This window comes from Bacillus songklensis, from assembly GCF_042649685.1.
GTDB lineage: Bacteria > Bacillota > Bacilli > Bacillales > Bacillaceae_H > Bacillus_BA > Bacillus_BA songklensis.
In genome coordinates, this window is sequence record NZ_JBHRZT010000020.1 from 502,411 (window position 1) to 521,262 (window position 18,852).

17 protein-coding genes and 1 other annotated feature are annotated in these 18,852 nt (G+C 41.0%); all 17 genes read right to left on the reverse strand.

The genetic code is table 11. From position 1 onward, the window contains the following. Window positions 1–56 precede the first annotated feature (56 nt). Complete coding sequence (locus ACFOU2_RS05610; protein ID WP_377913010.1) at window positions 57–2,582, reverse strand: NEW3 domain-containing protein; 2,526 nt, start codon at window positions 2,580–2,582, stop codon at window positions 57–59. Beyond that, window positions 2,579–3,784 (reverse strand): ROK family transcriptional regulator, encoded by a 1,206-nt coding sequence (locus tag ACFOU2_RS05615; RefSeq protein ID WP_377913012.1) that lies wholly within the window; start codon window positions 3,782–3,784, stop codon window positions 2,579–2,581. Before ACFOU2_RS05615 ends, ACFOU2_RS05610 begins: the two co-directional genes overlap by 4 nt. Window positions 3,785–3,981: 197 nt before the next feature. Continuing rightward, window positions 3,982–4,653, reverse strand: a complete 672-nt coding sequence (locus tag ACFOU2_RS05620) for a DUF1510 family protein (protein ID WP_377913014.1) — start codon at window positions 4,651–4,653, stop codon at window positions 3,982–3,984. Window positions 4,654–4,774: 121 nt separating this feature from the next. Continuing rightward, a complete protein-coding gene (locus ACFOU2_RS05625) occupies window positions 4,775–6,544 on the reverse strand; it encodes a peptidoglycan D,D-transpeptidase FtsI family protein (RefSeq protein WP_377913016.1) in 1,770 nt (589 codons plus the stop codon). Between the two features lie 380 nt (window positions 6,545–6,924). Beyond that, window positions 6,925–7,401 carry a transcription elongation factor GreA gene (gene greA / locus ACFOU2_RS05630; protein WP_377913018.1) on the reverse strand — a complete coding sequence of 159 codons (477 nt, stop codon included), beginning with the start codon at window positions 7,399–7,401 and terminating at the stop codon, window positions 6,925–6,927. Window positions 7,402–7,684: 283 nt separating this feature from the next. After that, on the reverse strand, window positions 7,685–8,320 hold the full coding sequence (gene udk, locus ACFOU2_RS05635; protein ID WP_377913020.1) for a uridine kinase: 636 nt from the start codon (window positions 8,318–8,320) through the stop codon (window positions 7,685–7,687). 6 nt (window positions 8,321–8,326) lie between these two features. Then, on the reverse strand, window positions 8,327–9,592 hold the full coding sequence (locus tag ACFOU2_RS05640; RefSeq protein WP_377913022.1) for a peptidase U32 family protein: 1,266 nt from the start codon (window positions 9,590–9,592) through the stop codon (window positions 8,327–8,329). A 200-nt stretch (window positions 9,593–9,792) separates the two neighbouring features. Next, window positions 9,793–10,722 carry a peptidase U32 family protein gene (locus ACFOU2_RS05645; protein WP_377913024.1) on the reverse strand — a complete coding sequence of 310 codons (930 nt, stop codon included), beginning with the start codon at window positions 10,720–10,722 and terminating at the stop codon, window positions 9,793–9,795. Then, window positions 10,719–11,375, reverse strand: coding sequence for an O-methyltransferase (locus tag ACFOU2_RS05650; protein ID WP_377913026.1), 657 nt, complete (start codon window positions 11,373–11,375; stop codon window positions 10,719–10,721). Before ACFOU2_RS05650 ends, ACFOU2_RS05645 begins: the two co-directional genes overlap by 4 nt. A gap of 292 nt (window positions 11,376–11,667) precedes the next feature. Then, entirely contained in the window at window positions 11,668–12,720 is a 1,053-nt protein-coding gene (gene mltG, locus ACFOU2_RS05655; protein ID WP_377913600.1) for an endolytic transglycosylase MltG, read from the reverse strand. Window positions 12,721–13,015: 295 nt separating this feature from the next. Next, window positions 13,016–13,303 carry a DUF1292 domain-containing protein gene (locus tag ACFOU2_RS05660; protein ID WP_377913028.1) on the reverse strand — a complete coding sequence of 96 codons (288 nt, stop codon included), beginning with the start codon at window positions 13,301–13,303 and terminating at the stop codon, window positions 13,016–13,018. A gap of 192 nt (window positions 13,304–13,495) precedes the next feature. Then, the gene (gene ruvX / locus ACFOU2_RS05665; RefSeq protein ID WP_377913030.1) at window positions 13,496–13,915 is read right to left on the reverse strand and encodes a Holliday junction resolvase RuvX; all 420 of its coding nucleotides are present in this window, start codon (window positions 13,913–13,915) and stop codon (window positions 13,496–13,498) included. A gap of 3 nt (window positions 13,916–13,918) precedes the next feature. Next, window positions 13,919–14,185, reverse strand: coding sequence for an IreB family regulatory phosphoprotein (locus tag ACFOU2_RS05670; protein ID WP_377913032.1), 267 nt, complete (start codon window positions 14,183–14,185; stop codon window positions 13,919–13,921). A gap of 82 nt (window positions 14,186–14,267) precedes the next feature. Continuing rightward, the gene (gene alaS / locus ACFOU2_RS05675) at window positions 14,268–16,901 is read right to left on the reverse strand and encodes an alanine--tRNA ligase (RefSeq protein WP_377913034.1); all 2,634 of its coding nucleotides are present in this window, start codon (window positions 16,899–16,901) and stop codon (window positions 14,268–14,270) included. 106 nt (window positions 16,902–17,007) lie between these two features. Beyond that, window positions 17,008–17,218, reverse strand: a binding site (T-box leader). Window positions 17,219–17,262: 44 nt separating this feature from the next. Then, window positions 17,263–18,273 (reverse strand): AI-2E family transporter, encoded by a 1,011-nt coding sequence (locus ACFOU2_RS05680; RefSeq protein ID WP_377913602.1) that lies wholly within the window; start codon window positions 18,271–18,273, stop codon window positions 17,263–17,265. Window positions 18,274–18,495: 222 nt separating this feature from the next. Further along, complete coding sequence (locus ACFOU2_RS05685) at window positions 18,496–18,630, reverse strand: YrzQ family protein (protein WP_377913036.1); 135 nt, start codon at window positions 18,628–18,630, stop codon at window positions 18,496–18,498. A gap of 13 nt (window positions 18,631–18,643) precedes the next feature. After that, window positions 18,644–18,835: a hypothetical protein gene (locus ACFOU2_RS05690; RefSeq protein ID WP_377913604.1), complete on the reverse strand. Its 192-nt coding sequence runs from the start codon at window positions 18,833–18,835 to the stop codon at window positions 18,644–18,646. Window positions 18,836–18,852 lie beyond the last annotated feature (17 nt).

Here is an 18,852-nt window from a genome sequence, read left to right on the forward strand (position 1 = left end):
TGATAGAAGCTTCACTTTATAGAAGCTGTGCTGCCGTACAGCCTCTTGTTGCACGACTAGTTTTGGTTTGCCCCATAGTGAAGCAAGTTCGTGAAAATGCGATAGCCGCCAGGTACTTGGTTTTGAATTTGGCGATACCAAACTAAGTTTGTATACAAGTAAGACCCTTTACCGTAATGGGCAAGCAAAACACCGCTGTTAAACGGGGTCTCGTTTGGATCTGCCATGCTGACAAATGTTTGGTATTCGGACTCATTCCATTCGGTCGGGAAATATAAGCCTCTTTCTTGAACCCAGCCGTTCCAATCTTTTTCTGTAATCTTATTTGGTGAATTGAACAAGACATGTTCAGGCTTTAGTACAGTGACATTCGCGTTTTCATCTGTGACTCGGACTTTAATGGATGGGCTGCCAATGATCAGCTTATAAGGAGGAGTAGCCTCCGCATCCCAATAATCCTCCGGCTTGTGGTATTGAACAACGAGATGCCCGCCTCTGTGAACGTATTCTAATAGCTTGCTGTTATGAGTTCTTAAATCCTCCCTTGATAGATAAGCGCGAATACCCAACACAATTGTGTCGTATTGAGATAAGTCACCACTCGCTAAATCTTGCTCCGATAAATTTGTGATATTCATTCCAATGGCTTTTAATTCATCGCCTACACTGTCAAAGCCGCTTTGGATATAACCGATTTTTAATCCTTTATCAAATTCAAGCGGGAAAGCGACTACTTTGACAGCAGAGTCATATAAATAATAATCTGTGCCGATATGATCATATTGGATGGTCTGAACCGTCGTACTTAATTCTTTTCCGTTTATAGAAGCGACCGCTTTGAATGTTCCCTTTCCTTCGTTTACTGTTTTAGGTGGTATGACTTCAAAGGTTACATTTTTCTCTTCGAATTGCTTACCGAATGGAACTAAAATATTATTTTGTTTTACTTTCCAGCCGTCCGGAACCTGTAAAGACACCTTGGCGTTTGCCTTACCGGTTTGATAGTTTCGGGCTATCACCTCGACGTTATACTGATCTTTGATTTCCTTTGTATTGAGGACCATATTTTCATTTTTTACTTGCAGAGAAACTTCAGGCAGCACGGCGACGGTTTGCTGCGGCCTTTTCGCGGCGGTAAATGATTGTCCGTCCGCTTTGTAATGTAGAGAAGCGGTTACTGTTTCAGGATGATACGGCTGGTGATAAGAAGCATCTTTTGGAACACGAAGGGTAAACACATGCACAAAAGATTCGTTTTGTTTAAGCACGTTCTTGCTCGCTTTTTCCGATACGCTCCATTCCTCTGGAACTTGGAGGGAGAATTCAGTATCCCGTAACGCTTTTCCCCCTTCATTTTGAACGGTTACTTTCACTTTTGCAGTGCCGTCTTTTGTTAAGGTCGGATTGTCTATTTCCACTTTCATTGACAGTTTCGAAGCGACTTGCATTACTTTCATTAATTGCTCTTCTTTTATTTCGAGACGATACAGCAGGTCATATTTTTCTTCATTCCCCAACCTGCTTTCTTTCACGATTTGTACAGTGTGTTTTAATTGTTTCAATGCCTTCGGGGTTTTATCCGCTACTTTCGTGTCATTCGGATAAAAGTCGATTAGTTCTTGAAGATCTCTCTGTAATTGAGTCAAATGTGCTGAAAGGTGCGGAATGTGACGAAATTGGTCTGCATATTGCTCGAAATCATACGGAATTCCCTTAAATATGCTTTTTTCTTTAGTAAGAGGAAGGTCGTTTGCTTTTTCCAACTTTAAATAAATCATTCTCGGCTCGGCCGGGATATCTCTTCCCATCCCCTGGCTCTTATGAAGGTATCTGGATGCTTCACCAAGCTGTGGATACGTCATTCCATACTTTTCATCATATATACCAATATCAAATGAAACAGTTGCATTGTCTTGTTTAGCTGGCAGGTATAGTTTCTTGATTTGCCAAGGATGTAATCCTTCTTTTAGATGCTCCGGAAAGACATTCGAATCCGCTGCATCTTTAAAAGCTTTCAAGGTAAGCATGTTCATGGTTCGATGATGGCCATGCTCTGTATCTACATCCAAAAAAGAAGGCATGACGATGTCAGGCCGCTGCTGACGCAGCAAGCGAATGAAACGCTCATATGTAACTTCTTCTCCCCATTTTGATAGTGTTTCTTCCTTTGATTTTGAAAAGCCAAAGTCATAAATTTCATCACTTGGCTTTTCACTTAAATGGTAAACTTGCACATCTGTCACTTTTGATGCTTCAATCAATTCTCTTGAGCGAATCATTCCAAGAGCATTTCCAAGCTCAGTGCCGATTTCATTTTGTCCCCCTTCTCCTCGGTTGGCAATGATACTGGAAGTGCGAACACCTAAGCCCCTCGATAAGTAAGCTAATAAATCACTGCGCTCATCATCTGGATGGGCTCCTGTATTCATAAAGCTAACGGTCGTACTTAAAGGCTTAAGGGCATTCCACAATTCAATCGGTGGAGTCCTATTTGCTGGTTCCCCTTCTCCTAAAGCGACTTGTGGAGATACAAGACCGAAAATGATAAGAAATGAAAGAATGAAAGTAAATATTTTTCTCACTCGTTATAACCTCCTTCATCTTTCCTGAAGTTCAATAAAGCGCTTTCGTTGTTTGTTAGTACAAATGAAACAGCACCTATAACTACAGCGTGAGCCCCTAAATCAGTGGTTTTGATTTCTGCTTTGATGGGAGTCCATTCCTTGAGGATTCTTTCTATATCCTTTAAAAACCAATCGGTACTATTTGATATACCACCTCCTAATAGCACGGTTTCCGGATTAATGAGAGAGATTACATTGCTAACAGCAAAGCCGATATGCTCGACCACTTCTCTCACAACCGATAAAGCCGCGGCCTCCCCCTGTTGTGCGCGTAAAAAAATCTCTTTTGCACTCTTTACCAGCCTCGTTCTTTTTTTATAAGCGCAAGAAATCCCTGCTCCGCCAATTCGGCTGTCCAAATAACCGTAGCCATCAAACACTCTCCCATGATCGGCCAAGGCGTCCCCTTTATCAGTCACCATATAGCCGATTTCGCCAGCAGCCCATGAAGAGCCATGATATAGTTGATTGTTAATCACGATTCCACACCCAACCCCGGTTCCTATGGCTATTAACACGACATTCTTTTTTCCCGCAGCTGCTCCCTTCCATTGCTCACCTAATACGGCCAGGTTGACGTCATTATCAATAAACACCGGTACTTGAAAAAGCTGTTCGACGTCATGCCTAAGCGAATAGTCTTTCCATTTCAGCGTAGGTGCATCAATGACCATTCCTTTTTCAGCATCTGTCATACCTGGAACACCTATACCCATACCAAGCAAACACTTTGGAGTCAGTTCATGTTTATGCAACAAGTCGTGAATCATCTGGGAGAGTTTAAATAAAAACTTTTGCTGGACATATTCCTGTGTAGAAAACAGCACCGTGTCTATAATCGTCCCCGTTAAGTCGCTTAAAGCGAGGAGAGTTTTTGTCCCACCGATATCGATACCGATAATATAAGCCGCCCTGGCATTAAAAGTTAGATGAATGGGTTTTCTCCCTCCTTGTTGTCTGGCTTTTCCGAAGCCGTTCTCCAAAACGAGGCCTTCTGAAATTAACTCATCAACGAGGGAAGAAACAGTAGCTTTGCTAAGTTTTAATTGAACGGAAATGGTAGATCTTGAGATAGGTCCTTTTTCCATAATCGTTTGCAAAATGAGAGTTTTGTTACGTTCCTTTATCGATCGGGAAGTTGATTTCATATTCTTTTTCATCCCCTGTCTCCTCTAACCATTATTCATACTACAAATAAAGCTAGGTTAGTTCGTTAACTATACAAACTTTATTATCGTTTCATCTAAATTATTCCCCTAACCTAACATTTCTGTTTCCCCAAACCTTACATTCAAAAAGAAAGAAGCGCATGATTCATCTGAATCACACGCTTCTTTTATAAACCCATATTCATTTACTAGTTAAGTTCTTCCATAACAACTGGTTTCCAGCCTTCGTTCTCTACCCAGTCAATTTGAACGCGGTATTTCTGTTTGGTCGACTTCGACGAGATGGTCGCAACAGCCTTGTTCGGTCCTCCGTTGTTTCCAATACGCCATACGGTCATATCACCAACATTCACACCTGTTGCATAGCTCACCGCCTGAAGCATTTCATTCCAGTCCACTGAGCCTTTATCATATGTCGCTGCATGAGGTTCTGATTGCTGCGTGCCAATCGGCTGCCAGTTTGGATCAGTGATTGACCTAGCTACACCCGGAGAAGGATTTTCTTCTATCACTGGAGCTGACTCCTCAGGATTTTCCTCATCGAGATTTTCTTCTTCAGGACTTTTTTCTTCGTCGCTTTCTTCTTCAACAGCTGATTCATCACCTTTTGCTGGTTCTTCCTCACTGTCGCCTTCCTCATAAATAGACATACTATCTACTTTCTCTTTTTCTTTATGACTGTGTTCCTTCTTTTGTGCCGTTGCCGGTTGGGCTGTTTCTTTTTCCTCTGAGTTTCCAAACATCATCTGACCGCCCACAAATACAATAAGCACAGCAACTAACACAATTAGTACATTATAAATACGATTTAACTTTAACTGCTTTTTTTTATGCCGTTGTTCAAATCGTCTATTTTCCATCTGTACAACTTCCTCCAGCTTCTATAATGTTCTATTTTAACACTAGAAGCTGCCAGGATGAAGCCTTGAATAAAAAAAGACGCACAAATGTAATGTTTTTGATACATTTTACCTATTTCTTCTATTTTTGGGTCTGATCTATAGTATATAATTCCTGAACTATATCATAAAATACGCTGTTTGCTGCAGATTGGACACTCTCAGTAGATAGATCGACCACAACAAGGGCATATTTTGGACTGGAAGCAGGGAAATAACCCGCAAACCACTTATTAACCAACCATTCTCCCTCTTTCTTTTGTATAACATCAGCCGTACCTGATTTTCCTGCTACTTCATATGGAAGGGTTTGAAATCTTCGTCCCGTTCCTTCTTGATGTGTTACTACTTCTCGCAAAAGCTTTTGAAGCTGTATTGCCGTGTATGGTTTGATTTTCTCTCCTTTATCTTCTTGTTGTCTAAAGTTATATAAAGAAGCGCCATTTTTATATTGGATTTGATCAACCGCTCTCACGGTAAACCTATCGCCGCCTCTTGCGATGGTCGCCATCATATTGGCTACAGCTAAGGGAGTGACTCTTACATCCCGCTGGCCGATAGCTGTTTGACTAACCTCTCTCCAATCCCTACGCTTGCTTTTCGTTTTCCAAACTACTCCTTGTTTTTCTTCTTTTAACTGCCTAAAGTTCTCAAAGTGAAATACGTCTCCGCTCCAACCAACAGGACCAAGCAATCCAAGCTTTTCCGCATATGCCTCCAAAAATGCGGGATCCTTTTTGATAATCTCATTCGCCAATGTTCCAAACGTAAAGTTGCAGCTTCGGGCAAAGCTGTCTTCAAAGGTTAACTGCCCCATTTTCTTGTCTTCATCCAGTTCTTTCTTGCGCACATTTAAATCACAGTCAAACCACCGATTATAAATATCTGCCCCTTCTTCAATTGCTGCGGCTGCCGTGACTGTTTTAAAAATAGAGCCGGGAATTTGCGGAACCAGCATTCGGTTCTCAATTCCTCGTGCCTCGTCGTAGGGATTGCTTTCATTAATGTCGGGCTTGCTAACAAGGGCCAGCAGTTCATTTGTCTCTACATCAAGTAAAACAACGCCTCCCCTTTTTAATTTGTGCTTTTCTACAACATCTTGCGCCATTTGCTGGATGTTCTCGTCAATTGTAGTTTTGATATTGACGGGATAAAAAGGGTTAGCCGCTCCTGTATATTTAACATCAATGCCAAACAATGGCCCTCCAAAGCGGTCAACGTGGTAAAGCAGTTTTGATTCCTGTTCAGGAAACAAAAACCGGTCAAAAGATGCCTGAAGGCCTGTAATGCCGATAGGAGTATGAATGGAAAGCTCTCCTTTTTTTAATTCTTCTTCGTATTTCTGTTGAATCAATTTCTCGTTTTGCCTAATTACGCCAATCAACTGATAAGCGAGGGGAGATGAGTTTTTTTGCTGCAAAGGAACGGCAAAAATGCCCGGATACTTTAAATTATTGATTTGTTCCATTTGTGAAGAAGTGAGTTCTTTTTCAATCACCACAGGCTTATTCCCGTTTCCTAATTCACTAATTAACTCAAAGGATGGAATATCCACAATTTCAGCCACTTTCTTGACAGGCCAATCCATCTTTTTTAAAAAAGGAAAAAGGACTAATCGATTATTTGTGTCATATGTAAGAGGTGCTCCGTTGCGTGAAATAAATTTTCCTCTTCCATCATCAATTGTCATTTCCTGTGTCCGCTGTTTCACACTCGCCTCAATAAGGTTAATGTTTTCTTTTGAAAAAGATTCTGTACTAATGAGCTGAATTTGTGCCAATCTTCCAATTAATAAGAAAATCAACCCAATAATGACCGTAAGCAAGATATAAAAACGTTTTACTTTTTTCATAAAAATAAAACACCTCGTTACAAGTGTCGACGAGGTGTTTCTTTTTAAGTCATTAAATTTCAAAAAATTTCTAAAGCACAGGATGTCCATACGGAGACGCAGTTCCATGAACAGTCGCCCCCGCTTTTCTTTATTATCCAGTTCCGCAAGCTATGCTCTACGGTCACTTCACCACCTCCCACGAAGTCAAAAAGCGACTTCTCGTCGGTGCTTCCAGTTCCCTATGAGCATAAACGAGCTTGCTTCACTTTTCTTTATTGTCTAGCTGCGGCTCCTAATCTTTCGGTCGTTTCACTTCTGTCCATGAAACCAAAGTGCGGTTTCCCGGCCAGACGCTCCAACGCCTCTCAAGATTGAACAGTCGCCCCCGCTTTTCTTTATTATTTAACCGCAATGATACGTACGTTCATTTCGCCTCCAGGCGTTTGAACCACAACTTCATCCCCAACTTGTTTACCCATTAAGCTTTTGGCGATTGGGGAATCGTTAGAAATTTTTCCTTCGAATGGATCCGCCTCTGCACTACCTACAATTGTGTAAGTTTCTTCTTCACCATTTGGAAGTTCAACGAATGTAACCGATTTACCTAATGATACAGTTGTTGAATTTTCTGCATCTTCTTCGATAATTTTAGCGTTGCGAATCATATTTTCAAGCGTAGTGATACGGCCTTCCACGAACGCTTGCTCTTCTTTGGCAGAATCATACTCTGAGTTCTCTGATAAATCGCCGAAGCTGCGTGCAATTTTAATACGCTCTACTACTTCTTTGCGTTTTACTGATTTTAAGTATTCTAATTCTTGTTCTAATTTCTCTTTACCCTCTTGTGTCATAGGGAACACTTTCTCTTGTGGCATAACCCTTCACTCCTTCTCATTTTCAAAACGGTCTCTAACATGCTGGTTCTCTTTTATGTATGAATGACAGAAAGCTTACAAACGAAGATAAGAACGAACAATTATATAACATACAGATGATTTTTTCAGCATGATATGAAGCAGCTTGATGACGCTGTCCGCATCATCAAGCTGAACTGTATCTTATTCTTTATAATTTGTGTTCCATGCGAAAAGAATATGAATATGTTAAAGGTTTTTTTAAAAATTTTCCCAAATAATTTCCGTCATCTCTGATATGTTATTACAAAATGGCATTTTGTTCAAGAATTGTTTTAATTTTTGTAACCATTAGATCAATCGCCACATGGTTTTGGCCGCCTTCCGGGATGATAATGTCTGCATAACGCTTCGTTGGTTCGATAAATTGATTATGCATGGGGCGAACAACGGAAACATATTGATCGACAACTGATTCCAATGTACGCCCTCTCTCTTTAATATCCCGAAGCATACGGCGAATGATGCGAAGATCCGCATCCGTGTCCACGTATAATTTGATATCCATTAAATCACGAAGACGTTCATCTTCCAATACAAGAATCCCTTCCAAAATAATAACGTCTTTTGGATCTTCATGAATTACTTTATTAGAGCGTGTGTGGATCGTGTAATCGTAAACCGGCTTTTTAATGCTTTTATAGTTAAGCAATTCGTTTAAATGCTCAATCAATAAGTCATTATCAAATGCAAATGGATGATCATAATTTGTTGTCAATCGCTCTTCAAGCGGAAGATGACTTTGATCTTTATAGTAATAATCCTGTTCAAGCAACAAAATCGAATGGTCTTTAAAGCATTCGTAAATGGATTTTGTTACACTCGTTTTGCCGGAGCCCGATCCGCCGGCAATCCCTATTACGATTGGCTTCTTCCCCATCTTTGATTAAATCCCCTTTCGCATCATATTGTATGGGAAGACAGGTTTGTCCACTTTAAATTTAACAATTTGCAGCGGATGACGTGCTGCATCTAATTCATTTCCATCTTCGTCCCAAACTTTTTCGATTACTTGTGTAAAGTTTTCGATTTCTGGACCGAAGAACTCCACTTCATCGCCTGGTTTGAAGTGATTGCGTTGCTGTAACGTTACAATTTGTGTTTCTTCATTGTAATCTAACACAAGTCCGACAAAATCGTAAGTTGTCTTCTTGCTATGATTTCCAAACATTTGCTCTTTATGCCCCGGAACACCTTCAAAGAATGCCGGTGCCGTATCGCGGTTGGCACATTTATCCAACTCATCAAGCCATTCTTGCTTGATTACGAAGTTTTCAGGATCCGCACAATAAGCATCAATAACTTTGCGGTATACACTCACAACAGTCGCTATATAGTGAATGGATTTCATTCGCCCTTCAATTTTTAAGCTGTCGATGCCTAACTCAATCATTTTCGGAATGGATTGAATTAAATTTAGGTCTTTTGGACTCATCGCAAACGGAGCATCTTCTTCATCAAATAAAGCTACTTCGTTTTCATTTTCGCGTAATTGATATAAATCATAATCCCAGCGACATGATTGACAGCATCCGCCGCGGTTGGAGTCACGCGCTGTCATGTGGTTGCTCAACACACAACGCCCCGAGTAAGCAATACACATGGCACCATGGATGAAGGCCTCAATCTCGATGTCCACTTTTTCTTTCATTTCACGAATTTCTTCTGCACCCGTTTCACGTGCCAATACGACGCGCTCAAGCCCTTCTTCTTTCCAGAATTGAACGGCTTTCCAGTTGGACAAAGATTGTTGTGTACTTAAATGAACTTCCAATTTAGGGGCTACTCGGCGGCATGTTTCGATAATAAAAGGATCGGCTACAATGATCCCTGCAACCCCCGCTTTTTCTAATCCCTGCAAATATTCTTCCAAACCGTGCATGTTTTCGTTGTGAGCATAAATATTTGTTGTTACATAAATTCTCGCTCCATACTTGTTCGCAAACTGAACACCTTCTGCCATTTCCTCTAATGAGAAATTGTCCGCATTTGAACGAAGACCATATTCCCGACCGCCAATAAACACTGCATCGGCACCGTAATGCACGGCAACTTTTAATTTTTCAAGGTTACCTGCAGGTGCTAATAACTCAGGCTTTTTCGTAATGACGCGTTTTCCGTCAATCACAGTATCAATTTTCACAGCCATCATTGTTACCTCCTTAAAATATTAATTAAAATTTATAAAGATGATGCTCTTTTTGCTCTATTCAATTTCTTATACATCTCTTCGTTAAAAAGTTTTATCTAAAGCGGATTTACCGCCAATCAAACAGCATTCAACAAGTTAACCGCAAAATCTGCTTTGCAAGAAAGTTCAATGCATACGCTTTTTGTATGCATTGAACTTTCTTAATAGACGGTTTCCTTGAAGAAAAAGCCTGTGTCCAATGGACGGTTTACCGGCTGAAGCTCTTCGATTTCCGCTAATAACTCATCTTTTACATTTTCATATTCACCACGGTTTTCTACACATAAGTCGATTGCCTTACGATATTTTTTCGTGACCTCGATGATATACTCAGGTGTTTTTAAGATCCCGTCAATTTTGAAAGAATCCACGCCTGCATCAATCATCTCAGCTAATTCATCGATAATGCAAACATCATTAGGGCTCATAATGTGCGTCCCGTTTTCATCTTCAAAGATTGGATATTTGTTTCCGCGCTCTTTATCATGTAAAAACATGTCTTTTTCCAGGCGGCGGTTTTCTACTTCCATCACTTTATCTTGATATAAGAAGTAGTTTCCTAAAAGGGAACGTTTTGATTGGAACATACAAGTCATACCATGAACTTGTACTTCAATTTCTACTTCTGCATTCTCTTTAATTTCCACAATGGCATCCATGCTTAATTCACGGGCAAGCACCGAACGCTTAGCCCCTTTTCTGCCCCAGTAGTTGCATACATACCAGTTTGTTGCCGTTGTTTCTGTATTCCAGTGTAGCTTCATATCCGGGGCCGCTTCACGGGCAGCCATTAAGACAGCCGGATCACCGAATACGACAGCATCAACACCTGCTTCTTTTAAGAATGAAAGATAATCTCCTAATTCTTCTACTTTTTCATTATGGAAAAGGGCGTTCATGGCTACATATACTTTTTTATTTTTCTCATGAGCCACTTTAACTGCCTCTGTAACATTTTCACGTGTAAATTCACCGGCAAGACGAAGACCATAGCGCTGCTCTCCAATCATAAAAGCGTCTGCGCCCGCGTCCGCAAGCGGTGCAATATCTGCAACAGATGTTGGTGTAACTAATAACTCAGGCTTTTTCACTTTTCTTCACCTCTTCTTTTAGTAATGGCAATACCATCGCCAATGGGTAAAATCATCGTGTCAAATTTCGGATGATTCATAAGCCAATCATTGTATTTTTTGATTTTTGCCGTTAAACTTCGGATCCGTTTTGTTTCAATCGTTCCTTCCTCCTGGGCTACATACCCTTTAAAAAGAACATTGTCCGAAATAATGATTCCATCATGACTTAATAACGGCTCAAACAGTTCAAAAAACTTTTGATACTGCCCTTTTGCCGCATCAATAAAAATCATGTCGTACGGGGCTTTGCTTCGAATAGCTTCCGTGAGCTCAAAAGCATCGCCAAATAGGACATGAATTTGCTGGGTTTTGTTTGCTTTTGCAATGAAAGAAAGAGCCTTATCATAACGCTCTTGATCACGCTCAACCGTGACAATCCGGGCATGCGGAACAGCCGTCGCCATACGAACGGCTGAATAACCAATCGCAGTGCCAATCTCCAATATGCTCTTAGGCTGTTGAATGCGTAAAAGCTGCAATAATGTTTCAATCCCGATCAGCTCCATAATAGGCACCTGATGATCTTTTGCATATTGCTCCATCTCTTGAATAAGCGCAGAACGAGTCGGGATAAGGGATTCAATATATGTTTCCACTTCTTTTGAAAGCAAGGAGACTTCCTCCCATCAGCGAAGTATTTTTATTTATAAAAAAGGTTCACTTTTGAACCCTTAACTTTAGAACGCAACCTTTATATTATATCGATTTTTTTTGATTGAGTAAACCCGATATATTTTAACATAAAGTTCAGCTAACCATCAGTAAAAATGCTTCCCTGCTGATGGCTAACTGAGCCAATCGGCTCTTAGGAACGGTTTTTCTCTTAGCATAAGCAGAGTTTTCTCCGTCGATTAGAGCGAGATATAAAGAGAGGGAATGCAAAAAATTGGCATTCCCCTATTTTTATGAACTTGTATTTTCCTGTTTTGTAATATGAAGGGCTTTTTGCTTATTATGTTCTTCCAATGTTTTTGTAAAAATCACTTCACCCGTTGAAGTAGCAAGAAAATATAAATATTCTGTTTCAGCGGGTTTTAACGCTGCGACAATGGACAATTCGCCTGCGTTGGCAATCGGCCCCGGCGTTAACCCCTTCACCTTATACGTGTTATAAGGTGATTCCACTTTAAGATCTTTATAAAATACACGATCTTTATGTTCTCCAAGAGCGTATAACACCGTTGGATCAGTTTGAAGCGGCATTCCCGCTTCTAAGCGATTATAAAAGACGCTTGCAATTTTTTCTCGATCTGTTTTTTCCGTTGCTTCTTCTTCAATAAGAGAAGCCATCGTGAGCAATTTGTGGCTTGTCACGTTTTTCTCTTTCATTAACGGTTTGTATTTGTGAATTACTTCATTTGTTTTTCCTACCATTTTATCCAGAATTTCTTCCAATGAAACTTTGTCTGTATAAAAAGAGTAAGTAGCTGGATAAAAATATCCTTCTAACGGATATTTAATGTTCTTGGCAAATACTTCATTCGTAATAAGATCGGGATACTTTTTGCTCAAAATTTGGATAAACTGTTTATCTGACATTTTCTTTAATACTTGCTCTTTTGTGTAGCCTGTATTGGCCGCAATGATTTCGGAAATTTGTACAAGCTGGCTTCCTTCAGGAATCGGAAGCCTGATTTTTGGCTTTTGTGCACTTTCTCCCGTTTGTAGACTTCGAATAATTTCTTTCACACTCATCGCTTGAGAAAATGCATAGTTCCCTGCCTGAAAGCTCTGTTCATTTTTCAATTTAACATAATAACGAAACACACGCTCATCTTTAATGACACCTTGGTCTTCGAGCCTCTTTGCAATGGTACCGACGGATGAGCCTCGTGAAATGGTAATTTCAACGATGTTTTTACTTTTCTCATTTACCGGTGATAAAGCTGAATTAATATATATGAAAGCACCAACAGCCATGCTTGCAATAAGCAAACCCATCAACCCAAAAACGATTACCCACTTTTTCGGCCTTCGTTGTTGTGACTGTCCGTTTACGTATAGTGGTTTAGACAAAAAGTCAACCTCCTTTCCGCTGCGTTTTATTATACTACAATTTTTCGTTTTTTTCGTCAGAATTAGACAAAGAAATCTTGCCAATTCTGGTTGTATGGTCTCCCCTAAAAGAGGGGGACCATACAACCAAATAGGATATCGTGCAAAGTCCAGCATCCTATAAAAAAGAGTAAAAAACAATGGGAAGAAAATGAAAGGCTTCCCAAAGTATATAACGGGAAGCCTTTCATTTATATTATTCTCCCTCTTCTTCGTCGAGGAACGTGTTAAGCATTTCTTCGATTAAATCCCATTCTTCTTCTGATTCAATTGGCTGAAGTTCACCATCTTCACCATTTTCGCCTGGAGTGAAGCTGGAAGCATGAATTTCAATTTCTTCATCGTCCTCTTGCTCGCTGCCGATTGGGTAGTAAAGAACGTAAGATTTACCGAATTCTTCAGAATCAAATGTGAAAAGCACTTCACATAATTGCTCGTTGCCGTTCTCATCAATTACTGTAATATTTTTTTCACCATGTTCCATTGTTTTGCACCTCGTTTTTAATTAAGTAGTGTCTTTCGTTTTTATTTATCTTTGTTTATTGGCTTGCTTCACTTTCCTTCATTGTCTAGTTTCGCAAGCTATGCCCCACGGTAACTTCAACACCTCCTACGAAATCAAAAAGCGACTTCGTGTCGGCGTCTCCAGTTCCCTATGGGCATGAGCGAGCTTGCTTCACTTTCCTTTGCTGTCTAGAAAGCCTTGCAAGATCATGACCGCAGCCATTTTGTCGATGACTTTTTTGCGTTTTTTTCTGCTGACGTCCGCTTCCAATAGGACACGTTCTGCCGCCATGGTAGAAAGACGCTCATCCCACATGATGACTTCTAAGCCGAGTGCTTCTTTTAGCTGTTCAGCAAATTGCAAACAAGCTTCCCCGCGGGGGCCAATTGTGCCATTCATATTTTTGGGCAATCCGACTACCAGCTTGTCTACTTCATATGTGTGAATAAGCTCTTTCAGCCTTGGAATAGCCTGCTCAGTTTGATTTTCCTCTACCCTAATGGTCTCCAATCCTTGAGCAGTCCATCCCATCGCATCACTGACAGCTACTCCTATTGTCTTAGTGCCGACATCTAGTCCAAGTGTGCGCATGTATTAACCCTCTCGCTGTTGTTTTAAATAAGACTTTACAAGCTCCTCAATTAGTTCATCGCGTTCTAATTTCCGAATGATGTTGCGCGCATCTTTATGACGCGGAATATAAGCTGGATCACCCGATAGTAAATAACCCACGATTTGGTTAATTGGATTATAGCCTTTTTCTTGCAGGGCATCATAAACCGTAAATAGCACTTCATGAACATTCGTATCTGCAGGTTCTTCATGAAAGTTAAATTTCATCGTTTGATCAAACGAGCTCATGCTTTGCACCTCACTCTCATAGTCAATGAACGAACTCTCGCTGACTTATCTTATTTATAGTTTACACTAATTGACTAGAGAATTAAACGGATTTAACCCATTGTTCTACGAAGCTCAACGCTTCCTCAATCTTGCTAGGATCTTTACCGCCTGCCTGTGCCATATCTGGACGGCCTCCACCGCCGCCTCCGCAGCGCGTTGCCACTTCTTTGACAAGTTTTCCGGCATGATAGCCTTTTTCCATTAAGTCTTTTGTTACCCCTGCGACAATATTGACTTTGCCTTCATTTGCGGCCGCCAATACGATGACAGCAGAACCAAGCTTTTGTTTTAAATCATCAGCCATGGAACGCAAGTTATTCATATCGGTTGCATTTACCTTACTTGCCAGCACATTCACTCCGTCGATTTGTTGCACCTTATCAACAAGGTTACCCGCTTCAATGTTGCCCAATTTTGCAGCTAGTGATTCATTTTCACGCTGTAAACCGCGAATTTCTTCTAGTAAGCCTTCGATGCGCGTCACAATATCACGCGGATTTGCTTTTGCTTTCGCTGCTGCTTCTTTTAATAGAGCCACTTGATTGTTCATTAATTTATACGCATGTTCTCCTGTTACCGCTTCAATACGACGAGTACCGGCTCCGATACCGGATTCAGATACGATTTTAAACAAACCGATAACAGAAGTATTGGGAACGTGGCAACCGCCGCAAAGCTCTAAGCTGTAATCCCCGACTTGGACAACGCGTACGATGTCACCATATTTTTCACCGAACAGCGCCATGGCACCCATAGCTTTGGCTTCATCGATTCCTTTATGTTCAATTACAACCGGGATGCTCTTCCAAATTTTTTCATTGACGATTTGTTCAATGTTTTCGAGTTCTTCTTGTGTTACTTGTCCAAAATGGGAGAAGTCAAAACGTAAACGGTCTGGTGTAACAAGTGAGCCGGCTTGATTCACATGTTGACCTAATACATCTTTTAAAGCCTGGTGCAGCAAGTGTGTTGCTGTGTGATTTTTAATAATATGGCCACGTTTCTCTTCATTAATCGTTGCTGTGTACGCTTCCCCTTTTGTCAATACACCTTCGACTACTTGTACATGATGGAGGTTTTGGCCGTTTGGTGCTTTTTGTACGTCTTTTACGAGAACTTTAGTTGTACCATTCGTAATCTCACCCTGGTCGGCAATTTGCCCTCCGCTTTCAGCATAGAAAGGTGTTTCACGTAAAATGATTTGCGCTTCTTCCCCTGCTTTTACTTCATCAACCATCTCGCCGTCTTTAATAATGACATCAACAAATGTTTCCACTTTTGACTTGTCGTAACCGACAAAATCACTTTCTGTTTTGATGTCCCCGAGTACACCGCCCTGAACTTGCATGGAACCCACATCTTGACGGGCTGCACGTGCCCGCTCACGCTGAGCGTTCATTTCACGCTCGAACCCTTCATGGTCCACTTTCATGCCTTCTTCTTCTGCGTACTCTTCTGTCAATTCTACAGGGAAGCCGTATGTGTCATATAGACGGAACACATCTTCACCCGAAATGGTGTTGCTTCCTCTTTTCTTTTCCTTCTTAATAACGCTCTCTAAAATAGCAAGTCCTTCATGTAATGTTTCATGGAAGCGCTCTTCTTCGTTTTTGATTACTTTTTGGATAAACTCTGTTTTTTCTTTCACTTCCGGATAGTAATCGACCATGATTTCGCCAACTACCGGCACAAGTTCATACATGAATGGTCGGTTGATGTTTAATTTTTTCGCATAGCGAACCGCACGGCGCAATAATCGGCGCAATACGTAACCACGGCCTTCATTTGATGGAAGCGCACCGTCGCCTACAGCAAATGTTACAGTACGAATGTGGTCAGCGATAACTTTAAATGCTTCATCCTTTTCATTATCAGTGCGATATTTCTCCCCTGAAACGCTTTCTGTCGCTTCGATGATTGGCATGAATAAGTCCGTATCGAAATTCGTCGGCACATTTTGGATAACGGAACACATACGCTCTAAGCCCATTCCTGTATCGATGTTTTTCTTCGGCAGCGGCGTGTACGTACCGTCTGGATTGTGGTTGAATTGAGAGAATACCAAGTTCCATACTTCTAAATAACGTTCGTTTTCACCGCCTGGATAAAGTTCCGGATCACTTGGATCGTTGCCGTACTCTTCGCCGCGATCATAGAAAATCTCGGTATTTGGTCCACTCGGGCCTTCCCCGATATCCCAAAAATTTCCTTCCAAACGAATGATGCGCTCAGCTGGAACACCAATTTTTTTATTCCAGAGTTCGTATGCTTCATTATCCTCTGGATGAACCGTCACAGATAGGCGCTCCGGGTCAAATCCAATCCATTTCTCGCTCGTCAAAAACTCCCATGCCCAATCAATCGCTTCTTCTTTAAAGTAATCCCCGATTGAAAAGTTCCCTAACATTTCAAAGAATGTGTGGTGGCGGGCTGTTTTCCCGACGTTTTCAATATCATTTGTACGAATCGATTTTTGGGCATTACAAATGCGCGGATTAGCCGGAATCACACGGCCGTCAAAATACTTCTTTAATGTCGCAACACCGCTGTTAATCCACAATAATGATGGATCATCGACCGGCACTAACGGTGCACTTGGTTCCACAGCGTGGCCTTTTTCCTGGAAGAAGTCTAAATACATTTGGCGCACTTGCGCAGATGTGAGCTTTTTCATGTAAAATAACCTCCTTAATGGACTATCTATAGTTAGAATCAGAAAGAATAAACTGCCTCCCCGTATCACATTGCAGACACAACAAAATAAAAAACCCCCATCCCCTAACAGGGACGAGAGTTTGCTCGCGGTACCACCCTGATTATGAGCGTCTGAAAACACTCATCACCTCAACAGCGTTAACGTTGCTTACACGACAGGTTTTGCCTGTACTCCGGATTAGCCTTCTGCTACTCTTCATCTGGAATTTCTTTCAGCCTTGGAAATCCCTCTCTTATAGATGGGCTGTAACATACTCGTTCCTTCTTCGCTTTCATATGTAATACTTATGGCGCTATTATGACAAATTCCGAATCCTTTGTCAATGCTCGGTCCACCTTACCCGTAAATGAAGGATGATGACCTTGATGACTGCTAAAATCGGAACCGCCAAAATCAGTCCAATGACACCGCCAACTTCCCCTCCTATCAAGAGGGACAACATGATAAACAGCGGGTGGATATGCAGCGTTTTACCGACAATCAACGGGGATAGGACGTTCCCTTCTAAAAATTGCAGAGCAAAAATGATAATCATCACAATGACGACGAGCTTCATGGAAATGGTCGCAGCGATGACAGCGGCAGGAACAGCTCCGATGATTGGGCCGAAATACGGGATCACATTTGTTAAACCGATGATGATTCCCAATAATAAAGGGTACGGTACTTTAAATATCCAAAGAGCAACCGTTGCAGCCGACCCAATGATCAGACAAACAAACAATTGGCCGCGAATATAATTCCCGAGCGATTCATCCACATCATGCAAAAAATGTTTACCTGGTTCATGCCATTTAGAAGGTGTTAAAAAGGCGGCCAATTTTTTGATTAGGCGAAAATCCTTTAACATGTAAAAAACGATAAAAGGAACCGTAATAAGCAAGATGATGTAATTTAAAATTCCTTTAGCACTGGTCATCACCTTCGCCAGCCACACTTCTAATGTAGCTTCCAAGTCATTGATCCCCTGTTCGATTCGTTCATGTACTCCATTGGGCCAAGTAGAGGTTCGATCATGCACTTCAGTGACCCAGCTACGGTAAGTTTGAGTGAATTGCGGCAAGTTCTCATTCAAATCTTTCAATTGTTCGATAAAAAGCGGGATTCCTTTATACACACTGTAACCGACTCCGCCAAAAAAGAATAAATAAATAATTAAAATAGCTAAAGGCCTTGGCACCCCGCTTTCGTGCAGCTTTTCGATGATTGGATGCAGCAAGTATGTAATGAAAGCAGCAATCAAAAAGGGAGTCAAGGCTGTAAAGAGAATCTTCAAAACCGGAACCCAAATAAATTGAATTTTAAAGAAAACATATATACATAAAAACATTAATAACAGAATGCCTAAACGGTAAAACCATGCTACAGAGACTTGTTTCACAAACGATTCCTCCCTACTGACTAGTGTTCGACAATTGAACATTAATCTATTCAAGAAAATCGTTGAGAAAAGCGGAGCCGGACAATTTCAACGCCCAATTTATACTTGCTTATACAAACATATGAAAAAAGACGAAAGAGGATAAACCCCCCCTTCGTCATTCTCTTTGCATTATGAAAAAGCTCTCATAACACGCTTGCGCATTCTATTCATATTGCGTCTTGTCAACATTCCTCTATCTTCTGCGACTTTGTAAGCATAAGCTCCGACTCCAAATGCAACCATGGAAGATAATAATCGATTCATCGTGATCCCCCCATTAAAAGTTAATGGTACGCTCATCCTCTGAAAATAAATCATCCAAGGAACTCAATGTCCCGTCTTCTTCTACTTGATGTGTATGAATGACTCCCCTGGAAATGGTCAATTCAATGAAACAATTCCAGCAATAGTATTGATTGACACCAATTTTGCCAACATCAATGCTTCTGCAGTTCGGGCATTTTAACAACACTGACGAACACCTCT

What these genes read in the sequence shown, in the direction of transcription:
- ACFOU2_RS05615 (WP_377913012.1), bottom strand. Translation starts at nt 3,784, where the DNA reads ATGAAAAAGAATATGAAATCAACTTCCCGATCGATAAAGGAACGTAAC.
- ACFOU2_RS05620 (WP_377913014.1), bottom strand. Translation starts at nt 4,653, where the DNA reads ATGGAAAATAGACGATTTGAACAACGGCATAAAAAAAAGCAGTTAAAG.
- ACFOU2_RS05625 (WP_377913016.1), bottom strand. Translation starts at nt 6,544, where the DNA reads ATGAAAAAAGTAAAACGTTTTTATATCTTGCTTACGGTCATTATTGGG.
- greA (WP_377913018.1), bottom strand. Translation starts at nt 7,401, where the DNA reads ATGCCACAAGAGAAAGTGTTCCCTATGACACAAGAGGGTAAAGAGAAA.
- udk (WP_377913020.1), bottom strand. Translation starts at nt 8,320, where the DNA reads ATGGGGAAGAAGCCAATCGTAATAGGGATTGCCGGCGGATCGGGCTCC.
- ACFOU2_RS05640 (WP_377913022.1), bottom strand. Translation starts at nt 9,592, where the DNA reads ATGATGGCTGTGAAAATTGATACTGTGATTGACGGAAAACGCGTCATT.
- ACFOU2_RS05660 (WP_377913028.1), bottom strand. Translation starts at nt 13,303, where the DNA reads ATGGAACATGGTGAAAAAAATATTACAGTAATTGATGAGAACGGCAAC.
- ruvX (WP_377913030.1), bottom strand. Translation starts at nt 13,915, where the DNA reads ATGCGCACACTTGGACTAGATGTCGGCACTAAGACAATAGGAGTAGCT.
- ACFOU2_RS05670 (WP_377913032.1), bottom strand. Translation starts at nt 14,185, where the DNA reads ATGAGCTCGTTTGATCAAACGATGAAATTTAACTTTCATGAAGAACCT.
- alaS (WP_377913034.1), bottom strand. Translation starts at nt 16,901, where the DNA reads ATGAAAAAGCTCACATCTGCGCAAGTGCGCCAAATGTATTTAGACTTC.
- ACFOU2_RS05680 (WP_377913602.1), bottom strand. Translation starts at nt 18,273, where the DNA reads ATGTTTTTATGTATATATGTTTTCTTTAAAATTCAATTTATTTGGGTT.
- ACFOU2_RS05685 (WP_377913036.1), bottom strand. Translation starts at nt 18,630, where the DNA reads ATGAATCGATTATTATCTTCCATGGTTGCATTTGGAGTCGGAGCTTAT.